The sequence below is a fragment of the Methylobacterium terricola genome, assembly GCF_006151805.1.
Lineage (GTDB): Bacteria > Pseudomonadota > Alphaproteobacteria > Rhizobiales > Beijerinckiaceae > Methylobacterium > Methylobacterium terricola.
Window position 1 is genome coordinate 468,253 of record NZ_VDDA01000003.1, and the last position, 26,450, is coordinate 494,702.

Annotated in this window: 28 protein-coding genes and 1 pseudogene; 9 read left to right on the plus strand and 20 right to left on the minus strand. The window is 69.5% G+C overall.

The window, feature by feature from the left end; genetic code table 11:
• Positions 1-28: 28 nt before the first annotated feature.
• The 3 genes from FF100_RS09515 to FF100_RS09525 form a co-directional block, all read right to left on the minus strand.
• Positions 29-760: a DsbA family oxidoreductase gene (locus tag FF100_RS09515; RefSeq protein ID WP_246101987.1), complete on the minus strand. Its 732-nt coding sequence runs from the start codon at positions 758-760 to the stop codon at positions 29-31.
• A 284-nt stretch (positions 761-1,044) separates the two neighbouring features.
• Positions 1,045-1,494: a nuclear transport factor 2 family protein gene (locus FF100_RS09520; RefSeq protein ID WP_246101988.1), complete on the minus strand. Its 450-nt coding sequence runs from the start codon at positions 1,492-1,494 to the stop codon at positions 1,045-1,047.
• 183 nt (positions 1,495-1,677) lie between these two features.
• A complete protein-coding gene (locus tag FF100_RS09525; RefSeq protein WP_139035443.1) occupies positions 1,678-2,433 on the minus strand; it encodes an SDR family NAD(P)-dependent oxidoreductase in 756 nt (251 codons plus the stop codon).
• Positions 2,434-2,544: 111 nt separating this feature from the next.
• Between FF100_RS09525 and FF100_RS09530 the strand changes: the two genes are divergently transcribed.
• Positions 2,545-3,438 (plus strand): LysR substrate-binding domain-containing protein, encoded by an 894-nt coding sequence (locus tag FF100_RS09530; RefSeq protein WP_139035445.1) that lies wholly within the window; start codon positions 2,545-2,547, stop codon positions 3,436-3,438.
• A 229-nt stretch (positions 3,439-3,667) separates the two neighbouring features.
• Here FF100_RS09530 and FF100_RS09535 read toward each other — a convergent pair whose 3' ends face one another.
• On the minus strand, positions 3,668-4,672 hold the full coding sequence (locus tag FF100_RS09535) for a LysR family transcriptional regulator (RefSeq protein ID WP_205824827.1): 1,005 nt from the start codon (positions 4,670-4,672) through the stop codon (positions 3,668-3,670).
• A 103-nt stretch (positions 4,673-4,775) separates the two neighbouring features.
• Here FF100_RS09535 and FF100_RS09540 point away from each other — a divergent pair, with 103 nt between their 5' ends.
• The 3 genes from FF100_RS09540 (at position 4,776) to FF100_RS09550 (ending at position 6,755) form a co-directional block, all read left to right on the plus strand.
• Positions 4,776-5,498 (plus strand): SDR family oxidoreductase, encoded by a 723-nt coding sequence (locus FF100_RS09540; RefSeq protein ID WP_139035447.1) that lies wholly within the window; start codon positions 4,776-4,778, stop codon positions 5,496-5,498.
• A gap of 54 nt (positions 5,499-5,552) precedes the next feature.
• A complete protein-coding gene (locus tag FF100_RS09545) occupies positions 5,553-6,287 on the plus strand; it encodes a 3-oxoacyl-ACP reductase family protein (protein WP_139035449.1) in 735 nt (244 codons plus the stop codon).
• Positions 6,288-6,353: 66 nt separating this feature from the next.
• Positions 6,354-6,755, plus strand: coding sequence for a nuclear transport factor 2 family protein (locus tag FF100_RS09550; RefSeq protein WP_139035451.1), 402 nt, complete (start codon positions 6,354-6,356; stop codon positions 6,753-6,755).
• A 101-nt stretch (positions 6,756-6,856) separates the two neighbouring features.
• On the opposite strand, the gene FF100_RS09555 is transcribed toward FF100_RS09550, so the two are convergent.
• The 5 genes from FF100_RS09555 to FF100_RS09575 form a co-directional block, all read right to left on the minus strand.
• A complete protein-coding gene (locus tag FF100_RS09555) occupies positions 6,857-7,189 on the minus strand; it encodes a DHCW motif cupin fold protein (RefSeq protein ID WP_139035452.1) in 333 nt (110 codons plus the stop codon).
• A 108-nt stretch (positions 7,190-7,297) separates the two neighbouring features.
• Positions 7,298-8,446, minus strand: a complete 1,149-nt coding sequence (locus FF100_RS09560) for an FAD-dependent oxidoreductase (protein WP_139035454.1) — start codon at positions 8,444-8,446, stop codon at positions 7,298-7,300.
• A gap of 286 nt (positions 8,447-8,732) precedes the next feature.
• Entirely contained in the window at positions 8,733-9,440 is a 708-nt protein-coding gene (locus FF100_RS09565) for a helix-turn-helix transcriptional regulator (RefSeq protein ID WP_139035456.1), read from the minus strand.
• A gap of 25 nt (positions 9,441-9,465) precedes the next feature.
• Positions 9,466-9,882: a DUF1761 domain-containing protein gene (locus FF100_RS09570; RefSeq protein WP_139035458.1), complete on the minus strand. Its 417-nt coding sequence runs from the start codon at positions 9,880-9,882 to the stop codon at positions 9,466-9,468.
• A gap of 907 nt (positions 9,883-10,789) precedes the next feature.
• Complete coding sequence (locus FF100_RS09575) at positions 10,790-11,035, minus strand: hypothetical protein (protein ID WP_171070106.1); 246 nt, start codon at positions 11,033-11,035, stop codon at positions 10,790-10,792.
• 271 nt (positions 11,036-11,306) lie between these two features.
• Here FF100_RS09575 and FF100_RS09580 point away from each other — a divergent pair, with 271 nt between their 5' ends.
• A complete protein-coding gene (locus FF100_RS09580) occupies positions 11,307-12,632 on the plus strand; it encodes an MFS transporter (RefSeq protein ID WP_139035459.1) in 1,326 nt (441 codons plus the stop codon).
• 169 nt (positions 12,633-12,801) lie between these two features.
• Here FF100_RS09580 and FF100_RS09585 read toward each other — a convergent pair whose 3' ends face one another.
• Positions 12,802-13,755: a LysR family transcriptional regulator gene (locus FF100_RS09585; RefSeq protein ID WP_139035461.1), complete on the minus strand. Its 954-nt coding sequence runs from the start codon at positions 13,753-13,755 to the stop codon at positions 12,802-12,804.
• Positions 13,756-13,879: 124 nt separating this feature from the next.
• On the opposite strand from FF100_RS09585, the gene FF100_RS09590 reads away from it, so the two are divergent.
• From FF100_RS09590 to FF100_RS09605, 4 genes are all read left to right on the plus strand, one after another.
• On the plus strand, positions 13,880-14,497 hold the full coding sequence (locus tag FF100_RS09590; protein WP_246101990.1) for a YceI family protein: 618 nt from the start codon (positions 13,880-13,882) through the stop codon (positions 14,495-14,497).
• A gap of 25 nt (positions 14,498-14,522) precedes the next feature.
• Positions 14,523-15,128 (plus strand): cytochrome b, encoded by a 606-nt coding sequence (locus FF100_RS09595; protein WP_139035464.1) that lies wholly within the window; start codon positions 14,523-14,525, stop codon positions 15,126-15,128.
• Positions 15,125-15,694 carry a YceI family protein gene (locus tag FF100_RS09600; protein ID WP_139035466.1) on the plus strand — a complete coding sequence of 190 codons (570 nt, stop codon included), beginning with the start codon at positions 15,125-15,127 and terminating at the stop codon, positions 15,692-15,694. The genes FF100_RS09595 and FF100_RS09600 overlap by 4 nt, the downstream gene beginning before the upstream one ends.
• A 365-nt stretch (positions 15,695-16,059) precedes the next feature.
• Positions 16,060-16,977 carry a bestrophin family protein gene (locus tag FF100_RS09605; protein ID WP_139035468.1) on the plus strand — a complete coding sequence of 306 codons (918 nt, stop codon included), beginning with the start codon at positions 16,060-16,062 and terminating at the stop codon, positions 16,975-16,977.
• A gap of 9 nt (positions 16,978-16,986) precedes the next feature.
• Here the strand turns inward: FF100_RS09605 and map are convergent, their stop codons facing one another.
• The 10 genes and pseudogenes from map to FF100_RS09650 form a co-directional block, all read right to left on the minus strand.
• Positions 16,987-17,742, minus strand: coding sequence for a type I methionyl aminopeptidase (gene map, locus FF100_RS09610; RefSeq protein WP_139035470.1), 756 nt, complete (start codon positions 17,740-17,742; stop codon positions 16,987-16,989).
• A gap of 365 nt (positions 17,743-18,107) precedes the next feature.
• Positions 18,108-18,965: an alpha/beta hydrolase gene (locus FF100_RS09615; protein WP_246101991.1), complete on the minus strand. Its 858-nt coding sequence runs from the start codon at positions 18,963-18,965 to the stop codon at positions 18,108-18,110.
• Positions 18,965-19,402: a RidA family protein gene (locus FF100_RS09620; RefSeq protein WP_139035472.1), complete on the minus strand. Its 438-nt coding sequence runs from the start codon at positions 19,400-19,402 to the stop codon at positions 18,965-18,967. The genes FF100_RS09615 and FF100_RS09620 overlap by 1 nt, the downstream gene beginning before the upstream one ends.
• Positions 19,399-20,985 carry an AMP-binding protein gene (locus FF100_RS09625; RefSeq protein ID WP_246102011.1) on the minus strand — a complete coding sequence of 529 codons (1,587 nt, stop codon included), beginning with the start codon at positions 20,983-20,985 and terminating at the stop codon, positions 19,399-19,401. The genes FF100_RS09620 and FF100_RS09625 overlap by 4 nt, the downstream gene beginning before the upstream one ends.
• Positions 20,986-21,163: 178 nt before the next feature.
• The gene (locus tag FF100_RS09630) at positions 21,164-22,309 is read right to left on the minus strand and encodes an acyl-CoA dehydrogenase family protein (protein ID WP_139035475.1); all 1,146 of its coding nucleotides are present in this window, start codon (positions 22,307-22,309) and stop codon (positions 21,164-21,166) included.
• A gap of 1 nt (position 22,310) precedes the next feature.
• Complete coding sequence (locus FF100_RS36980) at positions 22,311-23,144, minus strand: enoyl-CoA hydratase family protein (RefSeq protein WP_171070118.1); 834 nt, start codon at positions 23,142-23,144, stop codon at positions 22,311-22,313.
• A 207-nt stretch (positions 23,145-23,351) separates the two neighbouring features.
• A pseudogene (locus FF100_RS36985) lies at positions 23,352-23,705 on the minus strand (MarR family transcriptional regulator); the annotation flags it as partial.
• Entirely contained in the window at positions 23,636-24,397 is a 762-nt protein-coding gene (locus tag FF100_RS09640; RefSeq protein WP_139035478.1) for an SDR family NAD(P)-dependent oxidoreductase, read from the minus strand. The pseudogene FF100_RS36985 and the gene FF100_RS09640, both read right to left, overlap by 70 nt.
• A 308-nt stretch (positions 24,398-24,705) precedes the next feature.
• Complete coding sequence (locus FF100_RS09645) at positions 24,706-25,962, minus strand: flavin-dependent oxidoreductase (protein ID WP_139035480.1); 1,257 nt, start codon at positions 25,960-25,962, stop codon at positions 24,706-24,708.
• Between the two features lie 4 nt (positions 25,963-25,966).
• Complete coding sequence (locus tag FF100_RS09650; protein ID WP_139035482.1) at positions 25,967-26,425, minus strand: cupin domain-containing protein; 459 nt, start codon at positions 26,423-26,425, stop codon at positions 25,967-25,969.
• Positions 26,426-26,450: the final 25 nt, after the last annotated feature.

Here is a 26,450-nt window from a genome sequence, read left to right on the forward strand (position 1 = left end):
ACTCCGACGGAAGGCGTCGCGGCAAAATCTAAGCGGCCGCGAGGGCGGCGAGCCACTGCGCGGTCGGCTGCGCGCCCGAGACCGCCCACTTGCGGTCGACGATGAAGAACAGCACGCCCGCGACCTGCATCTCAGCGGCCTGCCGCTCGACGGCCTCGACGAGCTGTCTTGGCTGCTCGTTGCCGGCCGCATCGTCGACGACGGCTCGATCGAGCCCTGCGGCGACGCCGATCTCGCGCAGGATGTCGGGATCGCCGACGTCCCGGCCCTCCTCGAAATAGGCGCGGAACAGGGCGTCCACGACCGGGTCGGCCCGTCCGTGCTGCGAGGCGGCCGCGATCAGCATGTGGGCGCGCCGCGTGCTCGGCGTGCGCGTCATCCTGTCGAAGGCGAAGTCGATACCCTCATGGCGCCCGAACTCGGCCATCTGCGCATCGAGCTGGGCGCTGCGCTCGGGCCCGAACTTGCGGGCGCGGTAGTCGGCGCGCTCCATGCCGCCCGCCGGCATGTCGGGGTTCAGCTCGAACGGCAGCCACTCGATCGCGGTGCTCTCGCGCACCGTAGCGCTACGGGCGGCGAAGTGGACGAAGCCCTCGCGAAACCCCGCATTGGCGCCGATCACCACCTGCCGGCGCAGGCGGTGGGTCCAGGACTGGGCGACGAGCGGGTGGATCCGGCAGGGCGAGTCGCCGCGGATCAGCGCGACCGGGTCGGCGAAGAGCGGCGGCACCATGGGGGCGGCGTCAAGCGCCTGCTTCACCTCGGCGCGGGCCTGCCGCAGCGCCTCGCCGTCGGGCGAGGCGTCGGAGACGACGGCGTCCGGCCCGTCCGCCCGCGCGCAGCAGGAGCGCCAGGGCCGGTGAGGCGTCGCCGCTGCTGGAGCGGCGCGGGGCGTTCACCAGGCTCACGGCCTCGCGCAGGGACTTCACCTCTAGCACCAGAGTATGCCGGCAGGTGCGACCGTCACCTGCCGGCACGCGATCATTAAGCGATCCGGAATCGAAGGCTCTCACATGGCTGGATTAGACACCAGAGGCGATCTATTCAGCGCTTGAGCGCAGCCTCAAGGTTCCCAAGAACGCCCAGCTGCTGAAGGATAACTGACGGAAGATTGTAGCAGTGGAAGGATGTGATCTTGCCATCCTTCAGGTGGAACACGTCACAGCACGGCGCATCCATCCGCCGACCGGTCGGGGTCAGCACGCCGCCGGCCATGGGAAAGTCGCCCTTGTGGGTGCCCTGCAGGGCGAGTTCGACGATGACAACATCGTCCTTGACGTAGAACGTGTAGAGCTCGCGATGTATATCAGGGAACGCTGAAGCCATAACATCGACGGGCAGTCCTATATCATTCCCATGATACTTCTGCCCGCCGGGGACGTCGTAGAAGTAGCCATCGTCGGCGAACAGGGAGACAAATTTTTTGGTATCCTTGGACTTTGCCTCCGCAAACGCATAGAGCTCGCGAATGATTTCTTCATTGTTCGACATCATTGAATATCCTGGTCATGACGCGTGAAGCATCGTCGCTGCCTATCCAAGCGCGACTTCTGAGATATTTGCACGCGCATTGATTGCCTCAGGTCTCCCGAGGGTCGTAAGCGCAGAGACCGCTCGTGGAGCAGACAGTCAGCCCCGGGCCCATCACGCTTCGGCGCTGACTTCGGCGTCTCCTCTTCAGATCTGGGCTTGACCGCCGTCAACGAAGAACTCGACACCGTTGACGAAGCTCGCCTCGTCCGACGCGAGGAAGAGCGCCGCCTTAGCGATCTCCTCGGGCTCACCCACCCGCCCGAGAGGAATGCGCGAGCCCAAGTAGTCGAGGAGACCCTGCTGCTTCTGTGCATCCTCGCCAGCCAGCCCAACGAGGCCCGGGGTGCGCGTCGCACCCGGGCTGACGACGTTGACGCGGATGCGGCGCTCCTTCAGGTCCAGGATCCAGGTGCGTGCGAAGTTGCGCACCGCCGCCTTGCTGGCGGAGTAGACGCTGAAGGCCGGCGTCCCTTCACTGCCGGCGGTCGAGCCCGTCAGCAAGACCGCACCACCATCTTTCAGAAGCGGGAGAGCCTTCTGGACGGTGAACAGCGTGCCCTTCACGTTGGTGTCGAAGGTCGTGTCGAAGTGCTCCTCAGTGATGGCGCCGAGCGGCGCGAACTCGCCGCCGCCGGCATTCGCGACGACGACGTCGATCTGACCGTGCTTCTGCTGGACGGCATCGTAGAGGCGGTCGATGTCGGCGAGCCGCGCCATGTCAGCCTGGATGCCGATGACGCGCCCGCCGATGCGCTTTGCGGCGGCGTCGAGCGCCTCCTGCCGGCGACCGGTGATGAACACGGATGCGCCTTCCCGCGAGAAGGCCTCGGCTATGGCCAGACCGATGCCGCTGGTGGCACCGGTCACCACCACCACCTTGTTCTCGAACCGCTTCGTCATCGTCGTTCTCCATAGTTCGGCTGCGTGTGAGCCGCTGCCGAGAGAGATGCATTCGGGACGATGATGCGAACAGGCTGAGAAAGTGGCACGTAGCGTTCTAATTGGAGAACGATGATGCGCCCAGACCTCAACGACTACGTCACTTTCGCCGAGGTGGTCGCCCATGGCGGTTTCACCGCTGCAGGTCGAGCGCTTCGCGAACCGAAATCGAAGCTGAGCCGTCGTGTCTCGGCGCTGGAGGCTCGGCTCGGGGTGCGGCTCATCGAGCGCTCTAGCCGGCGCTTCCGGGTCACCGAGGTTGGGCAGACCTTCTACGAGCGCTGCCGCGCCATGATGCTGGAGGCGGAGCGGGCCGAGGCGCTGATCGCGGAAGCTCAAGCCGAACCACACGGGCGCATCCGCATGAGTTGCCCGCGGAACCTCGTGAAGGCGGTATCCCCTATCATGCGCAAGTTCCTCGACCACTTCCCGAAGGTCCAGCTCCAACTTGTCGTGACGGATCGAGCCGTCGATCTGATCGAGGAGCGGATCGACGTCGCGCTCCGCGTCCGCCACGAGCTGACGAGCGATGCGTCTCTCACGATGCGGTCGCTCGGACGCTCCCGCTGGATCCTCGTCGCCAGCCCGCAGGTCGCGAGCGGCCTCAGCGCCGACCCTGCCGACCTTGCCTCCGTCCCGACCATGGGCACGAGCGACGATGCAGGCGAAACCACCTGGATGCTGGAGCGCGAGAACGGGACGGCGCAGGTGCTGCGTCACGAGCCGCGGCTGACCTGCGCCGACTACGCCGTTCTCTGCGATGCCGCCGCAGACGGTCTCGGTGTTGCCTTCCTGCCCGATCACGTTTGTGCTATGCACATCAGCTCCGGAAAGCTTGTTCGCGTCTTCCGGGACTGGCGGAGCCGGGACGGCATCGTCCATCTCGTGTTCACGACCCGCCGTGGCCTACCGCCCTCCGTCCGCGCCCTCATCGACCATCTGGCCAGAGAGTTTCCGGATCTTTGAGGGTCGGAATTCCTGCGGTTGATGCTCGCCTTCTCGAGTGTGATGAAATTCAGATCGTCGATGGGTAGCGGCTTCGAGAGGTGCCGATGCCAATCGTTGCGAACGGTATGGGTCGGAGCGAGAAGGTCCGCTTCCCGGTAGAGGGGCGGAGTTCTCCGCTTTCGGACAACAGACTGATCTCCTTGACGGTCTGCTCCAAGACGGAAGGCGGACGCCGTTTAGGCGACCATCACGTCCGCTTGCCGTGACTCGCCATGGGCCTCACCCTCATGGAGCTGGCGTCCCGCTCGTCTCCAACGCTTGCGGAGAGCAGCCTGTCCCAGGGCGCGGGGGATGGAAACACTTCCTCGAGGAAAGCCAGGAAGGCTTTCACGTTCGGGTTACCGCGCCGGCTTTCCGGCCACAGTGCCGTGATAACGGAACGCTCAACGGCGAATTTCTGAAGGATCGGCACCAACACGCCCCGCTCAACGTAGGGAGCCGCGATGTAGACTGGCGAGATGCCGATACCGCCGCCGGCCACCAGGATTGCCGCCACGGCGTCGCTGAAATCCGTGACGATGCCGGCGTTCGGCGTGAGTTCGACCGTGCGCTCGCCGATCCGGAACGGCCAGCGCAGGGCCTGGCCCGTGCTCTGGAAGCGGAAGTTCACGCAGTCGTGGTGGGCCAGATCATCCGGATGCCGCGGCGTTCCGCGACGCTCCAGGTAGGCCGGCGAGGCGAAGGCGCAGAGCCAGTGCGGTGCGAGGCGCCGGGAGATCAGGCGGGAGTCGGCGAGTTCGCCCACGCGGATCGCGACATCGATGCCCTCCTCGATGATATCGGCGAAGCGGTCGCCCAGGCGTAGGTCGACAGACAGACGCGGGTAGCGCTCGCGGAACCGCGGCAGGGCCGGGGCAAGCAGGTGCATGCCGATGGGGAGCGGCGCCGTCACCTTCACGGTGCCGGCAGGCTCGGAGCGCGCCGCCACCGCAGCCTGCTCGATCTCCTCGGCCTCGCGTAGGAGGCGCAGCGCACGCTCATGCAGGTCGCGACCTTCCGGCGTCAGGGTCAGCGAGCGCGTGGTGCGGGTGAACAGGCTCAGGCCCAGCCGCTCCTCCAGCCGCTGCACGCTCTTGCTGACCGCGGACGGCGAGATGCCGAGGGAGCGCGCGGCGGCCGTGTAGCTGCCGAGCGAGGCGGAGCGCGCGAAGGCGATGATGCCGGTGAGGCGGTCGAGGCCGATCTGTTCCATGGCGGCATGATTGAAACGCAAACAAGCCTGATTATCAAGCGCTGGGAGTCCGGCCATTCTTCTTCCCACGGGCGCCGTAGTGCGGCCGGGAAGGATCATCGTCATGAGCAGCAACCTCCAGGACCGCACCGTCGTCATCTTCGGCGGCACCTCAGGCATCGGCCTCGCTGCCGCCCGGCAAGCCAAGGCAGCGGGCGCTCAGGTCATCGTGGTCGGCTTCAACGCCGAGGGCGCCGAGCGGGTCGCGGCGGAGAACGGCTTCACTGGCTGGCGCGCCGCGGACGTGACCCGGCCCGAGACCATCGCGGCGGCGCTGACCGACATTCCCCACGTCGACCACCTCGTGCTGCTCGCCGGCACCTTCGTGGCCGGCAAGGTCCTGGAGGCGGAGGTCGACTACCTGAAACGGGCCTTCGACGAGCGCATCTGGGCCGCCGTCCACACCCTGCGCGCTCTCGGCGACCGCATGGCGAAGGACGGATCGATCACCTTCATTTCGGGTGCCCTGGCTGATCGCCCCAGCGCCCAGGGCACTGCGGTGCTCGCCGCCGCTTCGGCCGCGATGGAGGCCTTCGCCCGCGGTCTCGCCCTGGAGATGGCGCCGGTGCGGGTCAACACCCTGTCGCCCGGCACGACCGACACGCCGCTTCTCGCCCGCACGCTGGGCGCCCACCGGGACGCCTACGTCGCCGCGCTGACCGAGAAGCTGCCCCAGCGACGCCTCGGCACAGCCGACGAAGCGGGAGCGGCGGTCGTCTTCCTGATGAGCAATGGCTTCATGAACGGCGAGACCCTGCACGTCGATGGCGGCGCCCGCCTCGTCTGATCGCCTGCGCCCGGCGAAGCCCGTCTTGCGATACGAGCCTACGAGGAATTCCCCATGTCGCCGTCTCTCACCGGTAAAGTCGCCCTGGTCACGGGTGGGTCTCGAGGCATAGGGGCCGCCATCGTGCGCCGCCTGAGCCGGGAAGGCGCCACCGTCGCCTTCACCTACTCAGCCTCGACGGATCGCGCCGAGGCCCTCGCCGCGGACCTCGCGTCTTCGGGAGCCTCGGTTGCCGCCCTGAAGGCGGACAGCGCCGACCCGGTCGCCGTCCGCGAGGCCGTGCAGGCCACCGTCGAGCGGTTCGGCCGGCTCGACATCCTCGTCAACAATGCCGGCATCCTCGTTCCCGGCGCGATCGAAGATATCGAACTGGCCGACTTCGACCGTCAGGTCGCGGTCAACATTCGGGCCGTGTTCGTCGCCGCCCGGGAGGCCGCGCGCCACATGCGGGAGGGCGGCCGGATCATCTCAGTCGGCAGCGTCGGGGCCGAGCGCAGCGGCTTTCCGGGCACGACCGTCTACAGCATGACCAAGGCGGCTGTGGCTTCCCTGACCCGCGGCTTGGCTCGCGACCTCGGTCCCCGCGGCATCACCGTCAACACCATTCAGCCCGGTCCGGTCGCGAGCGAGATGTCGGCCGGCATGGAGACCATGCTCATCCCGCTGATCGCGCTCGGGCGCATGGGGCAGGACACCGAAATCGCGGCGCTTGCGGCTTTTCTGAGCGGTCCAGAAGCTGGCTTCATCACCGGGGCCGCCTTGACCGCCGACGGCGGCTACCTGGCTTGACGAAGGACGCTGGACCGACCCTTTCTCGGTCCCGATGCGAGCCACCTGCGCCGAAGGAGATGAGCCGTGTCCGAACTCACGCATGCCGCGCGACAAGCGCCGGAACCCGACTACGACCGCTTACTGCGGGCCAACCTCGAACGCATCTTCAACGAGCGAGACGCCAGAAAGCGGGCCGCTGCCCTGGACGAGCTCTACGTGGCCGAGCCGGTCATGTTCGAACCAACCAACGTTGTTGAGGGGCGGTCCGCCATCTCCATGGTCGCCGGCAACCTGCTGGAGCAGTTCGGACCGACCTTCCGGTTCACACCCGTCGGCACCGCCGTAGGGCATCACGGACTGGGTTCGCTGCAGTGGAAGGCGGGTCCGGACGGCGGACCCGTCGCAGTCACTGGAGCGGACGTGGCCGAGGTCGTGGATGGCAGGATCGCGCGCCTCTGGGTGCTGCTCAATCGGCCGGTAGCCTGAGACCGATACGGGACGGAAAGCCACGGGTTCAGGATGCCGTGGCCGCCAAACAGCCCATCGAGGACCAGCGGCAGCCGTCGGCCCTTCTCGGACTCCAATCCCTAGTCCACGATGAAGAGCCGGGCACCATCCTTCGTCCACGATCGATGCGCCGCGTCGCCAAAGTCCGACACCGTGTAGCCCATGCCCGGTTTCATGATGAAGCTGCGGCCGTCTTTCAGTTCACTCGTCACCTCCCCCTCAAGCACGTAGACGATGTGCCCACGATCGCACCAATGATCGGCCAGATAACCCGGTGAGAGTTCGACCACGCGCATTCTCACGTCACCGTTGTTGAGCGTCCGCCACAGGGCCGTTCCAGTTTCTCCTTGATGCTCGGTTGCGGGTAAGGCGTCCCAATGAACAGGTGTATAAGGTAGAGAGGGAAGCTTCATGGGGTGATCCTGGTTGTCGCTGCTGCAAGGGGTCGATCGTGGAATTTCTTTTTGCCGGGTGCTCAGGCTGTCAATTGGTCTTAACACCCTATGCGATGCGTCTGCTTTTCACCCATTGCCGACGCTCGTAGAAGCTTTGGGTGCGAGCATCGAGACCACGCTGTAGGGTGCGTCAGCGCCGAAGAATTGCACGAGATTTTGCGCAGACGCATCGGCGATCTCGGCGCTGCGGGGGAACAACTCGCGTTCGTATGCGGCGAGTGCCGTGCCGATGTCGTCGGGCGCCGCGACGATCGCCCTGGCGAGTTCCGCCCCATCATAGAGGGCGAGGTTCGCCCCCTCACCTGCAAACGGGGACATCAGGTGCGCGGCGTCGCCCAGCAAGGTCAGGCCGGGTCTACGATCCCAGCGGTGACCGACCGGCAGCGCGTGGATGGGGCGAAGGACGGGATCTGCGTCGCTCGTCGTGATGAGAGCGGTGAGGTGCGATGCCCATCCCGCGAATTCCGCCGCGACGCGGGTCAGGGCGGCCTTCGCGTCACGGAAGTCGATGGCGTCGAACCAGGGCTCCGGCCTCGCCAGTGCCGTGTATGTTTGCAGCCGTCCGTCCGCGTGCCTGTGAGTCAGGATGCCCTGGCCCGGTGCCACGGCCATCAGCGTGCCTTCCCCGATCGCATCCGCGCTATCCTCGAGGCGCGCGTCGCCGTCGCGGATGGTCGTCTCGACGAGCGAGATACCCGTATAGGCAGGCGTCGCCCGCGAGAGCATGGGGCGGACTTTCGACCACGCTCCGTCTGCGCCTACGAGCAGATCGGCTGTGATCGTCACGCCGTTCGTGAAAGCGACCGCGTGCCGCCCATCCCCGCACCCGGTGACCGTGATGGCCCTGTGGCCCCAACGGATGGTGTCCGCGGGGAGCGCGGCGATGAGCATTCGCCGCAGGTCGCCGCGATCGACTTCGGGCCGGTGGCCCGCGTGGTTGCCGGGCTGGTCGAACAGGATGCCGCCGCCCTGATCCACGACGCGCTTAGCATCTTCCCCAGGGCGCACGAGGCGGAGGAAGTCGTCGTGGAGCCCCGCAGCCCTCAAGGCGATCTGTCCGGTATGCTCGTGGATGTCGAGCAGGCCGCCCTGCGCTCTCGCATCGACCGATGGCTCGGCCTCGTAGATCGAAGCCGTGATTCCGTGGAGATGGAGGATGCGGGCCAGCACGAGGCCGCCGAGGCCCGCGCCGAGGATCGTAATCGATTGTCGCATGTTTGCGCTCCTGCGACCGGATGCAATCAGCCCGTCTGAGCGCTGATCACTACGGTTGCCCGACGATGTCGGGCTGTTGCTTCGGAGACGCTGGTCGAGCCACGCGAGGTGCGTGGGTGACGTGTATTCGACGAGCCCAGAGGGGGCTGTCGTTTTTCGCGACAGGGCGAAGTTACAGTCGATCATTGAGTTCGGCAACCACCCGTCTCACAGCGAGATCGACCTGCCGCTACCACCCGTTGCCGACCTTCGATCGACGGGTGCTCTCGCCTTCTCGACCTAGCCATTAGCCAGCGGGTTGAACGACGGCGTGCCTCTCGCTCATCGTCGCCAGCCAGCGGCGGCGCAGGGCAACGGAACGCTCAGGGTAATGCTGGTCGAGGAACTCGATCGCCGTCAGGCGGTCGGTGCGGAAGATCCGGAAATCCTGCCGCAACTCGCACCAGGCCACGACGACGCGAGCGGTTGCGACGTAGCCGATCATGAAGGGTCTCACGATCCGTTCGCTGGCGGAGCCGGTCTCGTCGACGTAGCCGATGGCAAGCTTCCGCCCCTCGCGGCACCACTTCCTGAGGCGTGCGACATCGATCTGGCCGTCATCACGATCGCGCGCAGGCGGGGTTCCAACCACGGGATCGTCGATCACCGGGCGCAGCTCCTCGGGCACGATCGCGGCGATCTTGGCGAGCACGCTGTGCGCGGCGCGCGCCAGCGCCGTATCGGCGTTCGCGAGCACCCACTGCGCACCGAGCGCGACCGCTTCCACCTCGTCCACGGTGAGCATCAGCGGCGGCAGATCGAAGCCCCGATCGAGAACGTAGCCGACGCCAGCCTCACCCCTGATCGGCACCCGCTGGGCAACGAGCGCATCGATGTCGCGGTAGACCGTGCGCTTGCTCGTCTCCAGTTCAGCGGCGATCCGGTCGGCGGTCAACGGGCCGGAGGCGCGGCGCAGCACCTGGATGATCTCGAAGAGGCGGTCGGCGCGGCGCATGGCCCGGCTCCGATAGCGGAAGGCTCTATGACAGTGCCACCAGGATCGCGCACGACATCAGGCTGCCAGCGACGAAGAACGGCGCGTTGAGGAGCGCGTAGGCGAAGGGCCGCGGGAAGAGCGGATTGATCGCGATGGTGACGGTCATCGGCACGAGATAGCCGACACCAACGAGCGCGCCCAGGGCGAGCGCGTCGCTGTAGGTCGTGATGCCGAGCGCGCGCAGGAGGGTCGCGGTAGTCGTGATGGTAATCGCACCGCACACAAACGGACCGGCAAGGAACAACGGTCCGGGCTTCTGCCGCGGCTGATCGGCGATGCCGAGCGCGGCGGCGTAGTGGTCGCTCACGAGCGCGGCGAACCAGATGCCGCCCAGGATGAAATGGGCGGCACTCGCGACCAGGACGGCGAGCCAGTTCACGTGAGAGAGGGCGTTGATCATGAATCCTGCATCCTCGCTTCGGAATGTCGAGGACCCACCGGTAGGGGAGCGCTGCTACCACCGTGCTGTCAGCAGCAGCGGCACGTCGAGCGGGATTTCCACAGTGGTCGATCAAGGCGGCATTGGCCTTTATGGCATGACGCGAAAGACGGCGTTCTACCCCGAACGGCCCTTCGAGCGGTCAAGCTGATTGGGATCATGACCGTGCCGGAGCTTCTATGCGCCCCTCGCAGGGGCCGGGCCGCCAAGGGTCGCACCCGCCAAGGGCTGGGCCAGGAGCGTCATGAGCACATAAGGCACCCCTCACGATGAGGGTCGGATTTTCTCGGACTTCGTGTTCCGTGCTGCCGAGTGCGCTCAAGCGCGAAATCGGCTCGGTTGGGCTCCGTCGATGGCTCGAACGGCTGCGAGCTCGAGCTCTGAGTGCCGGGATCGGTCTTCGCGGCCCGATGCGGCCCATTTGTGCCGCGGGCGCGCTTCCAAAAGCTCAAGCAGAGCTTACGAAATGCTAAGTCCTTCAAGGATCATGAAGTCGATCTAGCACCGGCTCTACTCGTCCTCCACCTTCGGAGGGCAACGCTCTATCTAGCTGAGCTACGGGTGCTAACCGCGAAGCTTCTGTGGCCCGGCTCAGGGCGGAGCGCAACAGGGAAAGGAAGCGGTCGTAAGCGGAGGGGGCACCGTGCGCACGCCATCGGGCGCCTGATTCACCAAGGCCCGACCCGCGTCGGGCCAGGCGCTCTCGCCGCGCCCGATCACCCGCACCCGCGCCGGCCCCCGGGGCGTCTGCGCCAAGGTCCGGGCGAGAACGGCGCCGGCCGAGAGGCCGACGGCGTCGTCGTGGACAGGACCATGGGGGTGCTGGCGCCGAACCGTGCCAGTGTCCCCAGGAAGCCGGCCGGGGCGGTCACGACCGCGTTTCGGCCCGGAGGCTGGCGATGAAGCGGCGGGCGATCTCGCGCACGGCCTCGTCGTCACGGTTCGGACCGCCGCCCGGGTCGCCGAGATGCGCGACGCTGTCGTCGAGGATGTCGGTCAGCTCCGGATGCCGCGCGGTGAGGAAGCGGAGGGTGGTGAAGAGCAGGTGCTCGGCGACGATCTCGCGCCGGCGGGCCTGGATCGTCGCGTCGGACGGGGTCTGGGACTCGGTCATGGCGGGGCAACACGCGAGGGGGCCGGCGGTTCTCGGCCCGGGCGACGCGTACCCTGCCTGCGCGGCGCAAAGGTCCGCTCCCCGTGCTCCCCGCCTTGTGCCGGGCGCCGTGGCGCGCCCTGGGGCGGGTCGCAAACCCCTTTCTCGCGGACGGCGCGGCACGACCCCGAGGTTCAGGTCCTCGCGCGATTGCATCGCAATCGGCTGATGCTCTAGACAGCATCCGGAGCCGCGGCTTCGCACAGCAATAACCCAAGGGCAGGAAACAATCGTGGACGAGATCGAAACCAGGACGATCCGCAAGGTCATGTGGCGGCTGATGCCGTTCCTCGTCGTGTGCTACTTCGTGGCCTACCTCGACCGGGTCAATGTCGGCTTCGCCAAGCTGCAGATGAACGCGGCGCTCGGGCTGTCGGAAGCGGCCTACGGGTTCGGGGCCGGGCTGTTCTTCATCGCCTACTTCCTGCTCGAGGTGCCGTCGAACCTCGCCCTCGACAAGTTCGGCGCGCGGCTCTGGATCGCCCGCATCATGTTCAGCTGGGGCCTCATCTCCGGCCTGTTCGCCTTCATCCAGCCGATCTCGCGGGCGACCGGGATCTCGAACGAGTATGTGTTCTTCATCCTGCGCTTCCTGCTCGGCATCGCCGAGGCCGGCTTCTTCCCGGGCATCATCTTCTATCTCACGCTCTGGTTCCCGTCGGTCTACCGGGCCCGGGTCGTGGCGTTGTTCATGCTGGCGATCCCGTTCTCCTCGATCGTCGGCGCGCCGGTCTCGGGCGCCCTCCTGAACATCACCGGCGGCGGCCTCGACGGCTGGCAGTGGCTGTTCATCCTCGAGGCGCTGCCGTCGATCGTGATGGCCTTCGTGGTCGTGTTCTATCTCACCGACCGGCCGGTCCAGGCGAAGTGGCTGCGCGACGACGAGAAGTCGTGGCTTGAGGCGCGCCTCGAGGCCGAGCGCAAGCAGAAGGTCGCGGTCGAGCACCTGAGCATCGGCAAGGCTCTGTCCGACCCGCGGGTGCTGGCCTGCTCGTTCGTGTATTTCTGCCTCAACGCCGCGAGCTACGGCGTCGCGTTCTTCCTGCCGACCATCGTCAAGGGCTTCGGCGTCAGCAACTTCCAGACCGGCCTGCTCGCGGCGCTGCCGTTCGTGTTCGGGGCGATCGGGATGGTGCTGCTCGGCCGCAGCTCCGACCGCACCCTGAAGCGCCGGGAGCACGTCTGCTTCGCGATGGTCATCGCGGCGGTCGGCGTCGCCGGCGCGGGCCTGGTGTCGAGCCCGGTGCTGATCCTCGGCCTGCTCTGCCTGAGCCAGATCGGCGTCTCGGCGACCCCGCCGCTGCTGTGGCCGATCCCGAGCGCCTTCCTGACCGGCACCTCGGCCGCGGCCGGGATCGCGGCGATCAACTCGATCGGCAACCTGTCGGGCTTTGCCGGCCCCTACGTCATGGGCTACCTCAAGGACGCAACCGGCACCTTCACCGCCGGCCTGCTGGTCCTCGGCGCCACCACGCTGGCGGGCGGCATCGTGGCGATGACCCTGAAGGTCAGCCGCGACCTGGAGCGCACGGCCACCAAGGCGGCCGCGGCGGAGTGAGCAAACCCCGCGCCGTCGAACGGGCGCGTTCGACGGCGCGGGACCGATCGCGAGGGCGGCCGGGGCGTCGGCCACCGCGGGCCCGCAGGGCGCGGACCGGCCGCAAGGGCGCGCCACCGGCTCGGTATCTCGATGGGATCGCGGGCCGCCTCCGCGGGACGCGGTGCCGTCAGCCCGAGCCTGCGTCCCGGCCTGCCTCCTCCCGCATCGCCGCGAGCCCGAGGCGGACGTGATCGCGGAACAGCCGCACCCGGGCCGGCAGCTCGCGGCCGGCGAGGCTGACGGCGCGCAGCACGCCGCCGCGGCTCGCCCAGTCCGGCAGCACCGGCACCAGGGCGCCCTCCTTGAGCGCCCGCGCCGCCACCAGGCTCGGGATGTGGCCGATGCCGGCGCCGGCCCGGGTCAGGCGCAGCACCGTGGCGTAGTCGGTGGCGCGGAGCGCCGGGCGGGCGGTGATCTGGCCCTCGCGGCCCTCTCCGTCGGAGAGCCGCACCGGCGCGAATCCGAGGCGTTCGCGCGACAGGATCAGGTCGTGGTCGCCGAGGGCCTCGAGCGATGCCGGGGCGCCGCGCGCGGCGAGATAGGCCGGCGCGGCGTAGAGGCCGATCACGAGATTCGCCAGGACCGGCGCGCGATAGCCGCCATCCTGGCCCTCACCGCTGCCGAGGCGCAGCGCCAGGTCGATGCGGTTGGCGGCGAGGTCGAGCCGCGTGTCGGTGATGAGGAGGTCGATCGTGACCTGGGGGTGGCGGGCCCGGAAGGTCGCGACGAGGTCGGGCATCACCTCGATGCCGAAATCGATCGAGGTGGTGACCCGCAGGTGGCCGCGGGGCAGGGTGCGGGCGTCCCGCGCCGTCTCCAGCGCCCCGTCGAGGAGGGCGAGGCTCTCCTGCGCCTTGGCGTGGAAGGCCAGCCCCTCGACCGTCGGCGAGACCGCCCGCGGCGTGCGGGCGAGCAGGGTCACGCCGAGCTCCTGCTCCAGCCGCGAGACGCGGCGGCTGATGCTCCCCTTGGTTTCCCCGAGAATTTCCGCTGCCTGGGTCACGGTTCCGTGATCGACGACAGCACAAAAGGCCCTCACATCCGAGAGCGCACCCCGAAAGGTTTCCGAACCAGCAACCATGTGTCCCGGTTTAGCTGTCTTACGCTCACGACGGAACCGGCTTAATCCGATCTCCGCAAGCCGGGTGCGGTGCGGGAGACTTGTCCTCCAGGCCCGCCCGGCCCCGACGTTACGGAGTGTTCTCGTGAAGCTGTCCGTCCTCGCCCTCGGCCTCGCCGCCGGTCTCGCCTTCGCCGCCCCGGCGAGCGCCCAAGGCGCCGCGACCCGCGACCCCGCCCAGATCCCGGCCGGCACCTACGTGGTCGATCCCGGCCACACCCAGGCGATGTTCACGGTCAACCATTTCGGCTTCTCGCCCTATACCGGCATCTTCTCGGACGTCGCCGGCACCCTGGACCTGCAGCCGACCAAGCCCGCCGACAGCCGCCTGAAGATCACCATTCCGGTGAAGTCGCTCTACGCCCCGAGCCAGCACCTCGTCGACTCGCTGAAGAGCGACAAGTGGCTCGACGCCACCCAGTTCCCCGAGATGACCTTCACCTCGACGAAGGTCACCCCCGAGGGCAAGGACAAGGCCAAGGTCGTCGGCGACCTGACCCTGCACGGCGTGACCAAGCCCGTGACCCTCGAGGTGACGCTGGTCGGCGCCGGCGCCAACCCGATGAACAAGAAGCAGACCGTCGGCTTCGAGGCCAAGGGCACGCTCAAGCGCTCGGATTTCGGCGTGAAGACCTTCGTGCCGGCGGTCAGCGACGAGGTCCAGCTGACCCTGCACGGCGCCTTCGAGCGCAAGGACCAGTAGGCCGAGAGCCGAAGGGTCGATCCTCATGCGCACGGTCGCGACGCCCCGTCGCTACACCCTCGTCGCGATCGTGCTGCACTGGCTGATCGCCCTCGGAATCCTGGCCCTTCTGGCCCTGGGCCTCGCGATGACGCGGGGCTCCCTGCCGCCGATGGACCGCTTCGCGTTCTATCAATGGCACAAGTCCATCGGCCTCACGGTGCTGGTGCTGATGGTCCTGCGTGTCGCCTGGCGGCTGTTCCACGCCCCCCCGCCGCTGCCGGACGCCATGCCGAAGGCCGAGAAACGGGCGGCGGCGGCGGCGCATCTCGCGCTCTACGGCCTGCTTCTCGCCATGCCGCTCGTCGGCTGGGCGATGGTGTCCGCCTCGCCCTACAACATCCCGACGGTGCTCTACGGGGTGATCCCGTGGCCGCACCTGCCGGTCCTGCCCGAATTGCCGAACAAGGCGGCGGTCGAGGGCGTGCTGAAGCTCGTCCACAGCTACGGCGCCTGGCTGCTGATCGCCCTGCTCCTCCTGCATGTCGGCGCGGCCCTGCGCCACCACCTCGCGCTGCGCGACGACACCCTGTGGCGGATGCTGCCCCTGGTGCCGCGCCCCGGCGCGAAACCCGAGGTCCCCTCGCGATGAACGCACTCCGCCTCGCCCTCGCCCTCGGCCTGCTCGCCATCGGGTCCGGGGCCGCTCATGCCGCCGACTGGACGGTGGATCCGGCCAAGAGCCGCATCGGCTTCTCCGGCACCCAGGTCGGCGCCCCGTTCAAGGGCCGCTTCACCCGCTACGACGCGCAGATCAGCTTCGATCCGGCGAAGCCGGAGGCCGGCAAGGCCGTGGTGCTGATCGATCTGACCAGTGCCGAGACCGGCGACAAGCAGCGCGACGAGGCCCTGCCGCAGGCCGACTGGTTCAACGCCAGCAAGGACAAGCAGGCCCGCTTCGAGGCGACCCGCTTCGTGTCGAAGGGGGGCGACGCCTACGACGCAATCGGCACCCTGACGATCCGCGGGATGCGCAAGGACGTGACCCTGCCGTTCACGCTCAACCTCTCGGGCGGCACCGCCCACGCGGTCGGCCATCTCGACCTCGTGCGCACCGATTACGGCGTCGGCCAGGGGCCTTGGTCGAACGATTCGATGGTCGCCCTGAAGGTCGGGGTGGATATCGACCTGACGGCGAGCGCGAAGACGGGCGGGTGAGCGGCCGGTCGACGCGCCGACGCCCGTCGATCGATCCCCGCTTCCGCCATCCTCGTTGTCGTCCCGGGGCTCGCCGCAGGCGAGAGCCCGGGATCCATGACCGCTGACGGCCGAGACCTGAGCGGTCGGCGGTCCGCGTCATCCCGCATCCTGGGTGGTCACGGATCCCGGGTTCCGCTGCGCGGCCCCGGGACGGCGCGGACGGCTCAAGGTCCCTCGGAGAGGCTGGAGGGCGTCGGGGACCGCCGGACCTCGACCCCCGGCCCATGCCGAACCGGCACCCGGGTCCTGTCCGGCTCCGGCTTGACCCCGGCCGCCCGGGGGCGGATCACCGCGCCCCGTCCCCGGCCTCACGTGCGCAATCCATGATCGTCCGTCCCCGTCCCGGCGCCCTCGCGATCCTGTTCGCGTTGCGCGGCTCGATCCTGCCGCAGATCGCCCCGCAGGTGATCGGGATCACGGCGGTCGCCTGCCTGGTGGTGGCGACGGAGCAGGGCTGGGGCCGCACGCTCCCGCTCCATGCCGGCATCGGGCCGTTCACCCTGATCGGCCTCGCCCTGTCGATCTTCCTCAGCTTCCGCAACAACGCCTGCTACGACCGCTGGTGGGAGGCCCGGAAGGTCTGGGGCGCCCTGATCGTCGAGGCGCGCGGCCTCGCCCGCCTGCTCGCGGCACTGTTGCCGGAGGAGGACGAGACTCGGCGCAAACGCTGCCTGAACCGGCTCGCGGGCTTCACCCACGCGCTCCATGCCCGCCTGCGCGGCACGGACGCGGCTGTCGCGGCCGCCGCCTTCCTGCCGGAGGCCGAGCGCGGGCGCCTCCCGGCCTGCGCCAGCCCCGCCGACGCGGCGCTCACCGGCCTCGCGGTCGATCTCGGCGGTGCCGTGCGGGAGGGCCGCTTGAGCGACGTGTCGTTCGGGCTGATCGAGCAGAAGCTCGCCGGGCTCTCGGGGGTGCAGGCGGCTTGCGAGCGGATCCAGGGCACGCCGCTCCCCTTCGCCTACACGCTGCTCCTCTACCGCACCACCTGGCTCTATTGCCTGCTGCTGCCCTTCGGGCTCTCGGAATCGCTCGGCTGGGGCACGCCGGTGGCGACGGCGCTCGTCGCCTACACGTTCTTCGGCCTCGACGCGCTCGGCGACGAACTCGAGGAGCCGTTCGGCTCGGCCGCCAACGATTTGCCCCTCGACGCGCTGCTGCGCGTGGTCGACGGGGTGGTGCAGGACGCGCTCGGCGAGCCGGTGCCGCCGCCCCTCGATCCCGAGCGCTACTGGCTTCGCTGAGCCGAGGCCCTACTGGCTCGGCATGGTGAGGACGAGCGGCCCGTTGCGGGTCGCCACCACCGTGTGCTCGTACTGCACCGTCAGCGCCCGGGGCCGGCTGTAGAGGGTCCATGGATCGTCGTCGGCGTTCTCGGCGAAATCGGCACCGAGCGACAGGAACGGCTCGACGGTGAAGACCAGCCCCTCGGCCATGATCCGGCGCTCGGAGGCGTCGGGCCAGGTCGCGATCTCGGTCGGCTCCTCGTGCAGCGAGGCGCCGACGCCGTGGCTCGCGAGGTTGCGCACCAGGGTGTAGCCGTTCTTGTGCGCGAAGGCCCCGACCGCCCGGCCGATGCCGGCAAGCGGCTTGCCGGCCCCGACCTGGCGCAGGCCGGTCCACATCGCCCGGCGCCCGTCCCGGCACAGCCGCTCGACCGCCCGGGTCACCGGCGGCACCGCGAAGGAGGCGCCGGTATCCGAGAACCAGCCGTCCTTCTCGGCCGAGACGTCGATGTTGACGAGGTCGCCCGCCGCGATCCGGCGGTTCCCCGGGATGCCGTGGGCGATCTCCTCGTTGACGCTGATGCAGGTCGCGCCGGGAAAGCCGTAGACCGTCTCGGGCGCCGAGCGGGCGCCCTCCCGCTCCAGGTGGTCCCGTCCGATCCGGTCGAGCTCCGCCGTGGTCATGCCGGGCTCGATCGCCTTGCCCATGATCTCCAGCGCGTCGGCGACGATGCGGCCGATCCGCCGCAGGCTCTCCAACTCGTCGTCGCTCGACACCGTCATCTGGTCATTCCTCGTGCGGGCGGGCCGCCGGCTCCCTCGTTCGCGCTTGTGCCATTCCGAAGGGGGGCGAGCAAAGCTCTTGAGGAGGGGGATTTCGTATGGTCTGCCCTACGGCAAGTAAAGCACATCGCCCCTCTCCCATGTGGGAGAGGGGGTGAGGGTGACACGCTTCAGTCCAAAACTGAGAGTTCCGTGCTGGTCGCAGGACGGTCGAAGTTTCCTGTGGAACCGTAGCACCCTCGCGCGATCTTCGATCGCCCCTACCCCGCTCCCACTCCTTGCAGCGATACCGGGCAAGCCCGGCATCGCCTGGAGAGGGGATCCCGCGCCTCGCATCGATTGGGGGTGATCGATCGAATACGGCGTCAGCCGCCCACCAGCGCCCGCGTCAGCCCACCCTCCGGGTCGCTCAATCCCTCGATGACGCTGAAATGATGCAGTCCCGCGATCTCGAACGCTGCCGTTTCCGCCCCGAGCCCATGCCAGATCGTCGGCAGCAGCAGGTTCTGGCGCCGGAATTCCGGCAGTTCATCCCCGCCCGCCACCGCGACCAGCCGGGCGCCGGGGCGGGGCGCGTGCAGGGCGGGGCTCTCGGCCCGGGCCTCCCCGGCGTCGAGGCGCAAGGTCTCGTTCATCGGCGTGCCGAGGAGCGGGCGCAGGTCGTGGACGCCGCTGATCGACACCACCCGCCCGATCCGCCCGGCACAGGCGAGGTCGATGTCAGTGCACAGCATCCGGCTCACGAGATGGCCGCCGGCGGAATGACCCGACAGGTGGATCGGCCCCGCCACCTCGGCGCTGGCCCGGTCGAGGAAGGCGGCGATCTCGGCGGTGATGCCGGCGATCCGCGCCTCGGGGCAGAGCGTGTAGCTCGGCAGCGCGACGGCGAAGCCGTGGGCGAGCGGGCCAGCGGCGAGGTGCGACCAGACCGAGCGGTCGAACGCCTTCCAGTAGCCGCCATGGACGAACACCGCGAGGCCGGCGGGCGTGCCCTCCGGCAGGAACAGGTCGTAGGCGTGGCGCGGGCCGGCGCCGTAGGGCAGGCCGAGGCGGGCACGGCCCTGGCGAGAGAGATCATCGCGGAACGAGGCGGCGGCCTCGCTCCAGCGCGCCGGGTAGCGCTTCGCATCGGGGATCGCCCCGACATTGTCGTAGGCGCGGTCGAGGTCCCCGAGCGCGCCTCCGGTCATCCAGGTCGGGGCCTGCATCGTCGGGGCCTGCATCAGGCGGCGTCCGGCACGATCGCGGTCGCCTCGATCTCGACGAGCGCCCCGGGCTCGACGAGGTCGGCGACGCCGACCAGCGCCATGGCGGGGAAGTGGCGGCCCATCACCCGGCGGTAGACCGGCCCGAGCTCGGGCAGCGCGGCGCGGTAGGTGTCGACGCTGCGCACGTACCAGGTCAGCCGGGCGACGTGTTCCGGCCCGGCGCCGGCCTCGGCCAGCACCGCCAGGATGTTGTGCAGGGTTTGCTCGACCTGGGGCAGGAAGCCCTCGGCCAGCACCTCGTTCGCGTCCCAGCCGATCAGGCCGCCGGTCATCACCACCGTGCCACGGCCGGCCATGCCGTTGGCGTAGCCCTTCGGCTTCTTCCAGCCCGCGGGCTGGAGCGTCGACAGGGCTGGGCTCTCGGGACGGAGCGGGATCGGGCTGGCGGTCATGCGGTCTCTCCCTGGACGGTGGCGGCTTGCGCCTCGGCCTGCCGGCGCAGGGCGAAGCGTTGCAGCTTGCCGGATTCGGTCTTGGGCAGGGCCGGCACGTAATGCACCGCCCGCGGGTACTTGTAGGGCGCGAGATCGGCCTTGACGTGGTCCTGCAAGGCCTTCGTCAATGCCTCATCGCCGGTGACGCCGGGGTTCAGCACCACGTAGGCCGCCACGATGCGGCCGCGCTCGGGGCAGGGCGCCGCGACGACGCCGACCTCCGCCACCGCCGGATGGGCGAGCAGGCTCGCCTCCACCTCCGGCCCGGCGATGTTGTAGCCGGCCGAGACGATCATGTCGTCGTTGCGGGCCTGGAACCAGAAATAGCCGTCCTCATCTTGGACGTAGGTGTCACCGGTGACGTTCCAGCCGTCCTGCACGTAAACCGTCTGGCGCTCGTCGGCGAGGTAGCGGCAGCCGATCGGCCCGCGCACCGCGAGCCGCCCCGGCACCCCGGGCGGGCAGGGCCGGCCGGCCTCGTCGATCACCCGCGCCTCGTAGCCCGGCACCGGCCTCCCCGTCGCGCCGGGCCGGATCTGGTCCTCGGGCGAGGCGATGAAGATGTGCAGCATCTCGGTCGCACCGATGCCGTCCATGAGCTTCAGGCCCGTCGCCTTCAACCAGGCGTGCCAGGTCGGTGCCGGCAGGGTCTCGCCGGCCGAGACGCACTTTCGCAGGGACGACAGGTCGTGCTGGCCGATCAGCCCGAGCATCGCCCGGTAGGCGGTGGGGGCCGTGAACAGCACCGTGGCGCGATGGCGGGCGATGGCGGCGGCGAGGTCGGCCGGGCCCGCCTTCTCGAGCAGCACCGCCCGGGCGCCGACCCGGAACGGGAACAGCACCAGCCCGCCGAGGCCGAAGGTGAAGGCGAGCGGCGGCGAGCCGATGAACACGTCGTCCTCGGTCGCCCGCAGCACCTCGCGGGCGTAACAGTCGCAGATCACCAGCAGGTCGCGCTGGTAATGGATCGTCGCCTTCGGCAGGCCGGTGGTGCCGGAGGTGAAGCCGAGGAGGCACGGATCGTCGGCCCGGGTCGGGGGCGGCTCGAACCGGTCTGAGGCCTGGCTGAGGAGATCCCCGAGTTCGCCTCCGGCGGTGCCGCGCCACGTCACGACCCGCACCGGATCGGCGCGCCCTTCCGCGGCCTTCGCCATCTCGTCGATCAGGCCGGCATCGCAGAGGGCCAGCGGGATGCGGGCCTTGTCGAGGATCTGGGTCAGTTCGCGTGCCCGCAGCAGCGGCATCGTCGCGACCACGATCCCGCCCGCCTTGATGATGGCGAGGTAGAGCGCGACCTTGGTCGGGTTGTTGGCCGAGCGCAGCAGCACCCGCCCGCCCGGAACGAGGCCGAGGTCGTCGACGAGGACGTTCGCCATCCGGTCGATCTGCCGCTTCAGCTCGGCATAGGTCCAGGTGACCGCGTCGCCCACCAAAGCCACCCGGTCGCCGCGCCCCTCGGCGACGTGGCGGTCGACCAGCTCGACGGTGGCGTTCAGGTGCTCGGGGTATCCGAGCCGGTCGAGGTTGACGAAGTCCGGCATCCGGTCCGGCGGGGGCAGGTTGTCCCGCACGAAGGTGTCGGGCCGCCGCGCCCACGGGCTCGTCCCGGAGCGGGGCTCGGTCCCGGCGGGATGCGCGACGGCCGGGATCTCCGGCATCGGGGCGTTGGGCACGGCAGCCTCCATCGGACACTCCTCTCCTCGGTCGCGACTGTCGCCCTCAGGCGAGAATCTGGCGGGCGATGACGAGCTTCTGGACCTCGGTGGCGCCCTCGTAGATCCGGAGCGCCCGGATCTCGCGGTAGAGCGTCTCCGGCACCGAGCCGGAGCGGACGCCCTCGCCGCCATGGAGCTGCACCGCCCGGTCGATCACCTCCTGCGCGGCTTCCGTCGCCACCATCTTGGCCATCGCGGCCTCGCGGGTGATGCGGGGCGCGCCGGAATCCCGGGTCCAGGCGGCGCGGTAGACGTGGAGCGCCGCGGTATCGATCGCCGTCGCCATCTCGGCGAGGCTGGTCTGGGTCAGCTGCATCGCGGCGAGCGGCGCGCCGAAGAGCGTGCGGGTTTGTGCGCGCTGCAAGGACGCGTCGAGGGCGCGGCGGGCAAAGCCGAGCGCCGCGGCGCCGACGGTGGAGCGGAACACGTCGAGCGTCGCCATCGCGACCTTGAACCCGGCCCCGGCTTCGCCGATGCGGTTCTCGGCCGGGACGCGGCACCCCTCGAAGCGCAGCCGCGCAAGCGGATGGGGCGCGATGGTGTCGAGCCGTTCCACGATTCCCAGGCCGGGCGTGTCCGCCGGCACGAGATAGGCCGAGAGGCCGCGCGCGCCCGGCGCCTCGCCGCTGCGGGCGAAGACGACGTAGGTGTCGGCGATGCCGCCATTCGAGATCCAGGTCTTCTCGCCGTCGAGCCGCACCGTGCCGTCGGGCATCGGCGTGGCCGCGAGCGCGATCTGGGCGACGTCGGAGCCGGCCTCCGGCTCGGTCAGCGCGAAGGCGGCGATGCGGCGCCCGGCCCGCACGCCCGGCAGCACCGCCTCGCGCTGCGCATCCGTGCCGGCGAGCGTCAGCGCCCCGGTGCCGAGGCCTTGCATGGCGAAGGCAAAATCGGCGAGCCCGTCGTGGCGCGCGAAGGTCTCGCGCAGCAGGCACAACGCCCGCACGTCGAAGCGCCCGTCCTCCGGGGCGGCGAAGTCGAGGAAACCCGCCTCGCCGAGGGCCGCGACGAGGCGCCGGCACGAGCTGTCGACGTCGTGATGGTCGACGAGGGCGGGGACCGTGCGGGCGGCCCAGTCGTCGGCTGCCGCCGCGAGATCGCGGTGGTGCGGCTCGAAGAACGGCCAGTCGAGGAAGCTGCGGTCCGGCATGTCAGTTGCCCTCGAAGACCGGCTTGGTCTTGCCCGCGAAAGCCTCGAAGGCGCGGCGGAAATCCTGGGTCTTCATGCAGAGCGCCTGGGCCATCGCCTCGGCGTCGATGGCGGCATCGACCCCCATCGCCCATTCCATGTGCAGCATCCGCTTGGTCAGGCCGTTGGCGTAGGCCGGGCCCCGCACCAGCGCGCGGGCGGTCTCGCGCGCCGCGCCCAGGGCCTCGCCCGCCGGGACCAGGCGGTTGAAGAAGCCCCAGCGCTCGCCCTCCTCGGCGCTCATGAAGCGGCCGGTATAGAGAAGCTCGGAGGCCCGGCCCTGGCCGATGATCCGGGGCAGGATCGCGCAGGCGCCCATGTCGCAGCCGGCGAGGCCCACCCGGTTGAACAGGAACGCCACCTTGGCGCCGGCCCCCGCCACCCGCAGGTCGGAGGCCATGGCGATGATCGCGCCCGCTCCCGCGCAGACGCCCTCGACCGCCGCCACCACCGGCTGCGGGCAGGCCCGCATTTCCTTGACGAGGTCGCCGGTCATCGTCGTGAAGGCGTGGAGGTCAGCCGCCCCCATGGTGGTCAGCGGCTCGATGATCTCGAACACGTCGCCGCCGCTGGAGAAATTGCCGCCGGCCCCGGTGATGACGACCGCCGTCACGCTCTCCTCGAAGCGCAGGGCCCGGAAGGTGTCGCGCAGTTCCGCGTAGCTCTCGAAGGTCAGCGGGTTCTTCTTCTCCGGCCGATCGAGGGTCACGGTCGCGATGCCGTCCTCGATCGCGAAGCCGAAATGCTGCGGCGTGAAGCCCGCGAGCGGGGCCGCGATGGCGTTCTGGCGCCTCATGGTGCCTCCCTGGCGTTTTGGTTTTGGCTTGGTCGGGCCGCCCGGCCGCACCGAGGCCTTGAGGGCGGAGAGCTGGGTCGAGAGGGCTTCCTGCTCGGCCGTGTCGAGGGCGCCGACCAGTTCGGCGATCCAGTCGGCATGCGCCCGGGCCATCTCGGCGAAGACCGCGCGGCCTTGAGCCGTCAGGCGCACCTGCACCGCCCGGCGGTCGGTCTCCGAGACCTGGCGGTCGATCAGTTCTTCCTGCGCCAGCCGCTCGACGAGGCCGGTGACGTTGCCGTTCGAGACCATCATCCGGCGCGACAACTCGCCGAGCTGGATGCCGTCCGGCGCGCGTTCGAGCTGCGCCATCAGGTCGAAGCGGGGCAGGGTGGTGTTGAAGCGGTCGCGCAGGCGGCGGCGGATCTCCGCCTCGATGGTGTTGGCGGTGGTGAGCAGGCGCAGCCACAGCCGCAGCTCGGTGCGGTGGGTGGGAAATTCAGCAGGTGCGTTCACAGCTCGCCTCCCGCGACCGCGACCGCCTGGCCGGTGACGGCGCCGGCTTGAGCGCCCGCGAGCCACAGCACCGCATCGGCGACCTCCTCCGGGCGGATCAGCCGGCCCATCGGGTTGTGGCGGGTGAACTCGGTCAGGAGGTCGTCGCGGTCGCGGCCGGTCTTCGCCGTCAGCCCGTCGATGGCGCTCCCGACGAGGTCGGTGTCGGTGAAGCCGGGGCAGACCGCGTTGACGGTGATGCCGGTGGTGGCGAGTTCCAGCGCCAGCGCCCGGGTCAGCCCGACCACCGCGTGCTTGGCGGCGCAGTAGGCGCTCACGTACGCGTAGCCTTTCAGCCCGGCGGTGGAGGCGACCGAGACGATCCGCCCCCCGCCCTGCGCCTTCATGCCCGGCACCACGGCGCGGGCGGCGACCAGCACCGGTTCGAGGTTGAGCGCCATCATCCGCCGCAGGGTGTCGACGCCGCTGCGGGCGAGCGGCGCGGTCTCGGCGCCGCCGGCATTGTTGACCAGCACCGCGATCGGGCCGGCCTGCGCGGCGGCTTGCGTCAGGGCGCGCTCCAGGGCCGCCGCATCGGTCACGTCGGCGGCGACGGCGTGGGCGGCGCCGAGTTCGCTCCTCGCCCGCGCGGCGCTCTCCGGCGTCCGGCCGAGCACCGTCACCCGCTCTCCCGCCGCCACGAATCCCGCGGCGATCGCCCGCCCGATGCCGCGGGCGGCGCCGGTGACCAGGACGTGGCGGGGAGAGAGGTCGGTCATGGATATTTCAACCTTAAAGGAATTGGGCGCGGCTAATCCGCGAGGTCGGTGAGTCCCCAGTACCGCCCCTTTCCCGGACGACTGAAGCGTCAGCGGAAGGAGATCCGGGATCCAGCACAAAAAGTCGCGAAGCGTCTGCCTGTCTGCAACATTGCAACATAGAGAGCCGCTTCGCGGCATTTTTTCTGCTGGGTCCCGGATCTCCTTCCACTTCGTTTCAGTCGTCCGGGAAAGGGGAGGATGTTTTTGCCGCTACTCCCTGTCTTCGGAACCATGCATTCTCCCCCGACCGAGAGGACAGGCATGCACTACACCGCCACCCTGAGCGGGCTCACCTTGCCGGCCACCGCGAACCCGGCCTTGCCGGCATAGCCCCCGACGATCGCCTGGCGCTCGGCGTGGCTCAGCACGTCCTCGATCCGGGTGAATCCCGCCGGGGCCCGCTTCTCGACCTCGTCGATCACCCGCTCCGGCCCGCCCTTGCGGTTGAGGAGCACGATCTCGGCGGTCTTCGGCCGGCGCTCGGCCTCGTAGGTGTGAAGCGCCTGCATCGGATGCTCGGCGCTCGCCAGCGCATCGCCGAGCGCCCGCGCGTCGAGGATCGCCTGCGAGGCGCCGTTCGAGCCGACCGGGTACATCGGGTGGGCGGCGTCGCCCAAGAGCGTCACCCGGCCATGGGTCCAGCGCGGCAGCGGATCGCGGTCGCACATCGGGTATTCGAAGATCTGCGGCGTCGCCTCGACCAGGGCCGCGAGGTCGAAATCCGGCAGGGCGAAGCGCCTGGCGTAGGGCAGCACCTGCGAGCGGTGGGCGGGGCGCGACCAGCTCTCCTTCGGCGGCGGCGACACCGTGCCGTCCGCCATCTTCACGAACACCACCCAGTTCATCAGCTGGCGCCCGTTCCCGGCCTCGGCAATCGGGTAGAGGACGCATTTCGCCCCCATGCCGCCGCCGATCGCCATGGTGCGGCCGTCGCTCCACGGCGCCCATTCGGTGGCGCCGCGCCACATCAGCACCCCGTCCCAGCGCGGTGGCCCCTCGTCGGGGAAGAAGCGGCGGCGCACCACCGAGTGGATGCCGTCGCAGGCGATCAGCACGTCGCCCCGCACCGTGCGGCCGGCATCGCCCCGGAGCGAGTCGGTGAAGTGGGCGGTGACCCCGCCCTCGTCCTCGAGGAAGCCGGACAGCGCCAGGCCGGTCCTGACCGCATCGGGACCAAGCCGCTCCCGCACCGCATCGTGGAGCACGGCCTGGAGGCGCCCGCGATGGATCGAGAATTGCGGCACCGGATGGCCGGCATCGATCCCGCGTGGCTCGCGCCAGACCTCCTGGCCCTGGCGGTTGAAATAGGCCAGCTCCTTCGTCCGGATCGCCACCCGGTCGAGGGCCGGCAGCAGGTCGAGCTCGGCCAGTTCCCGGATCGCGTGCGGCAGGGTGTTGATGCCGACCCCGACCTCGCGCACCTCCGCTGCCTGCTCGTAGAGCGTGGCACGGATGCCGCGCCGGTGGAGCATCAGGGCGGTGGCGAGCCCGCCGATCCCGGCGCCGACGATGATGACGCGCATCGCTTCACTCCGCGTCCGGGGGCGGCAGGAAGTCGACCTCGTGCTTGGCCGAGATCGCCACGACGTCGGCCGGGTTGGCCTGCGGGCCGAGATTGTGCAGGGCCCAGAACAGGTCGTAGAGGCGGCGCGCCGGAGAGACCCAGAACAGGCACTTCACGTCGGCATCCGAGCGGTTGAACAGCCCGTGCGGCTGGCCCCGCGGCAGCCGGATCGTGTCGCCGGGCTCGGCCACGCTCTCCTGCCCGTCGAGCACCGCGGTGAGCCGCCCTTGCAGGATGTACAGGAACTCGTCCTGCATCGGGTGGATGTGCGGCGGCACGAAGGTGCCCGGCGGGAAGGTGGCGTGCCAGGACAGCGAGCTCTCGGAGAGCTGCTTGGGGACGTAGATCTGCCCGAGGATGTTCCAGCGGACGCCCTCGATGCCCTCACCGGCGCGGGTGATGCCTGCGGTCATGGGGGTCATGCGATTACTCCTTCGCGACAGATGT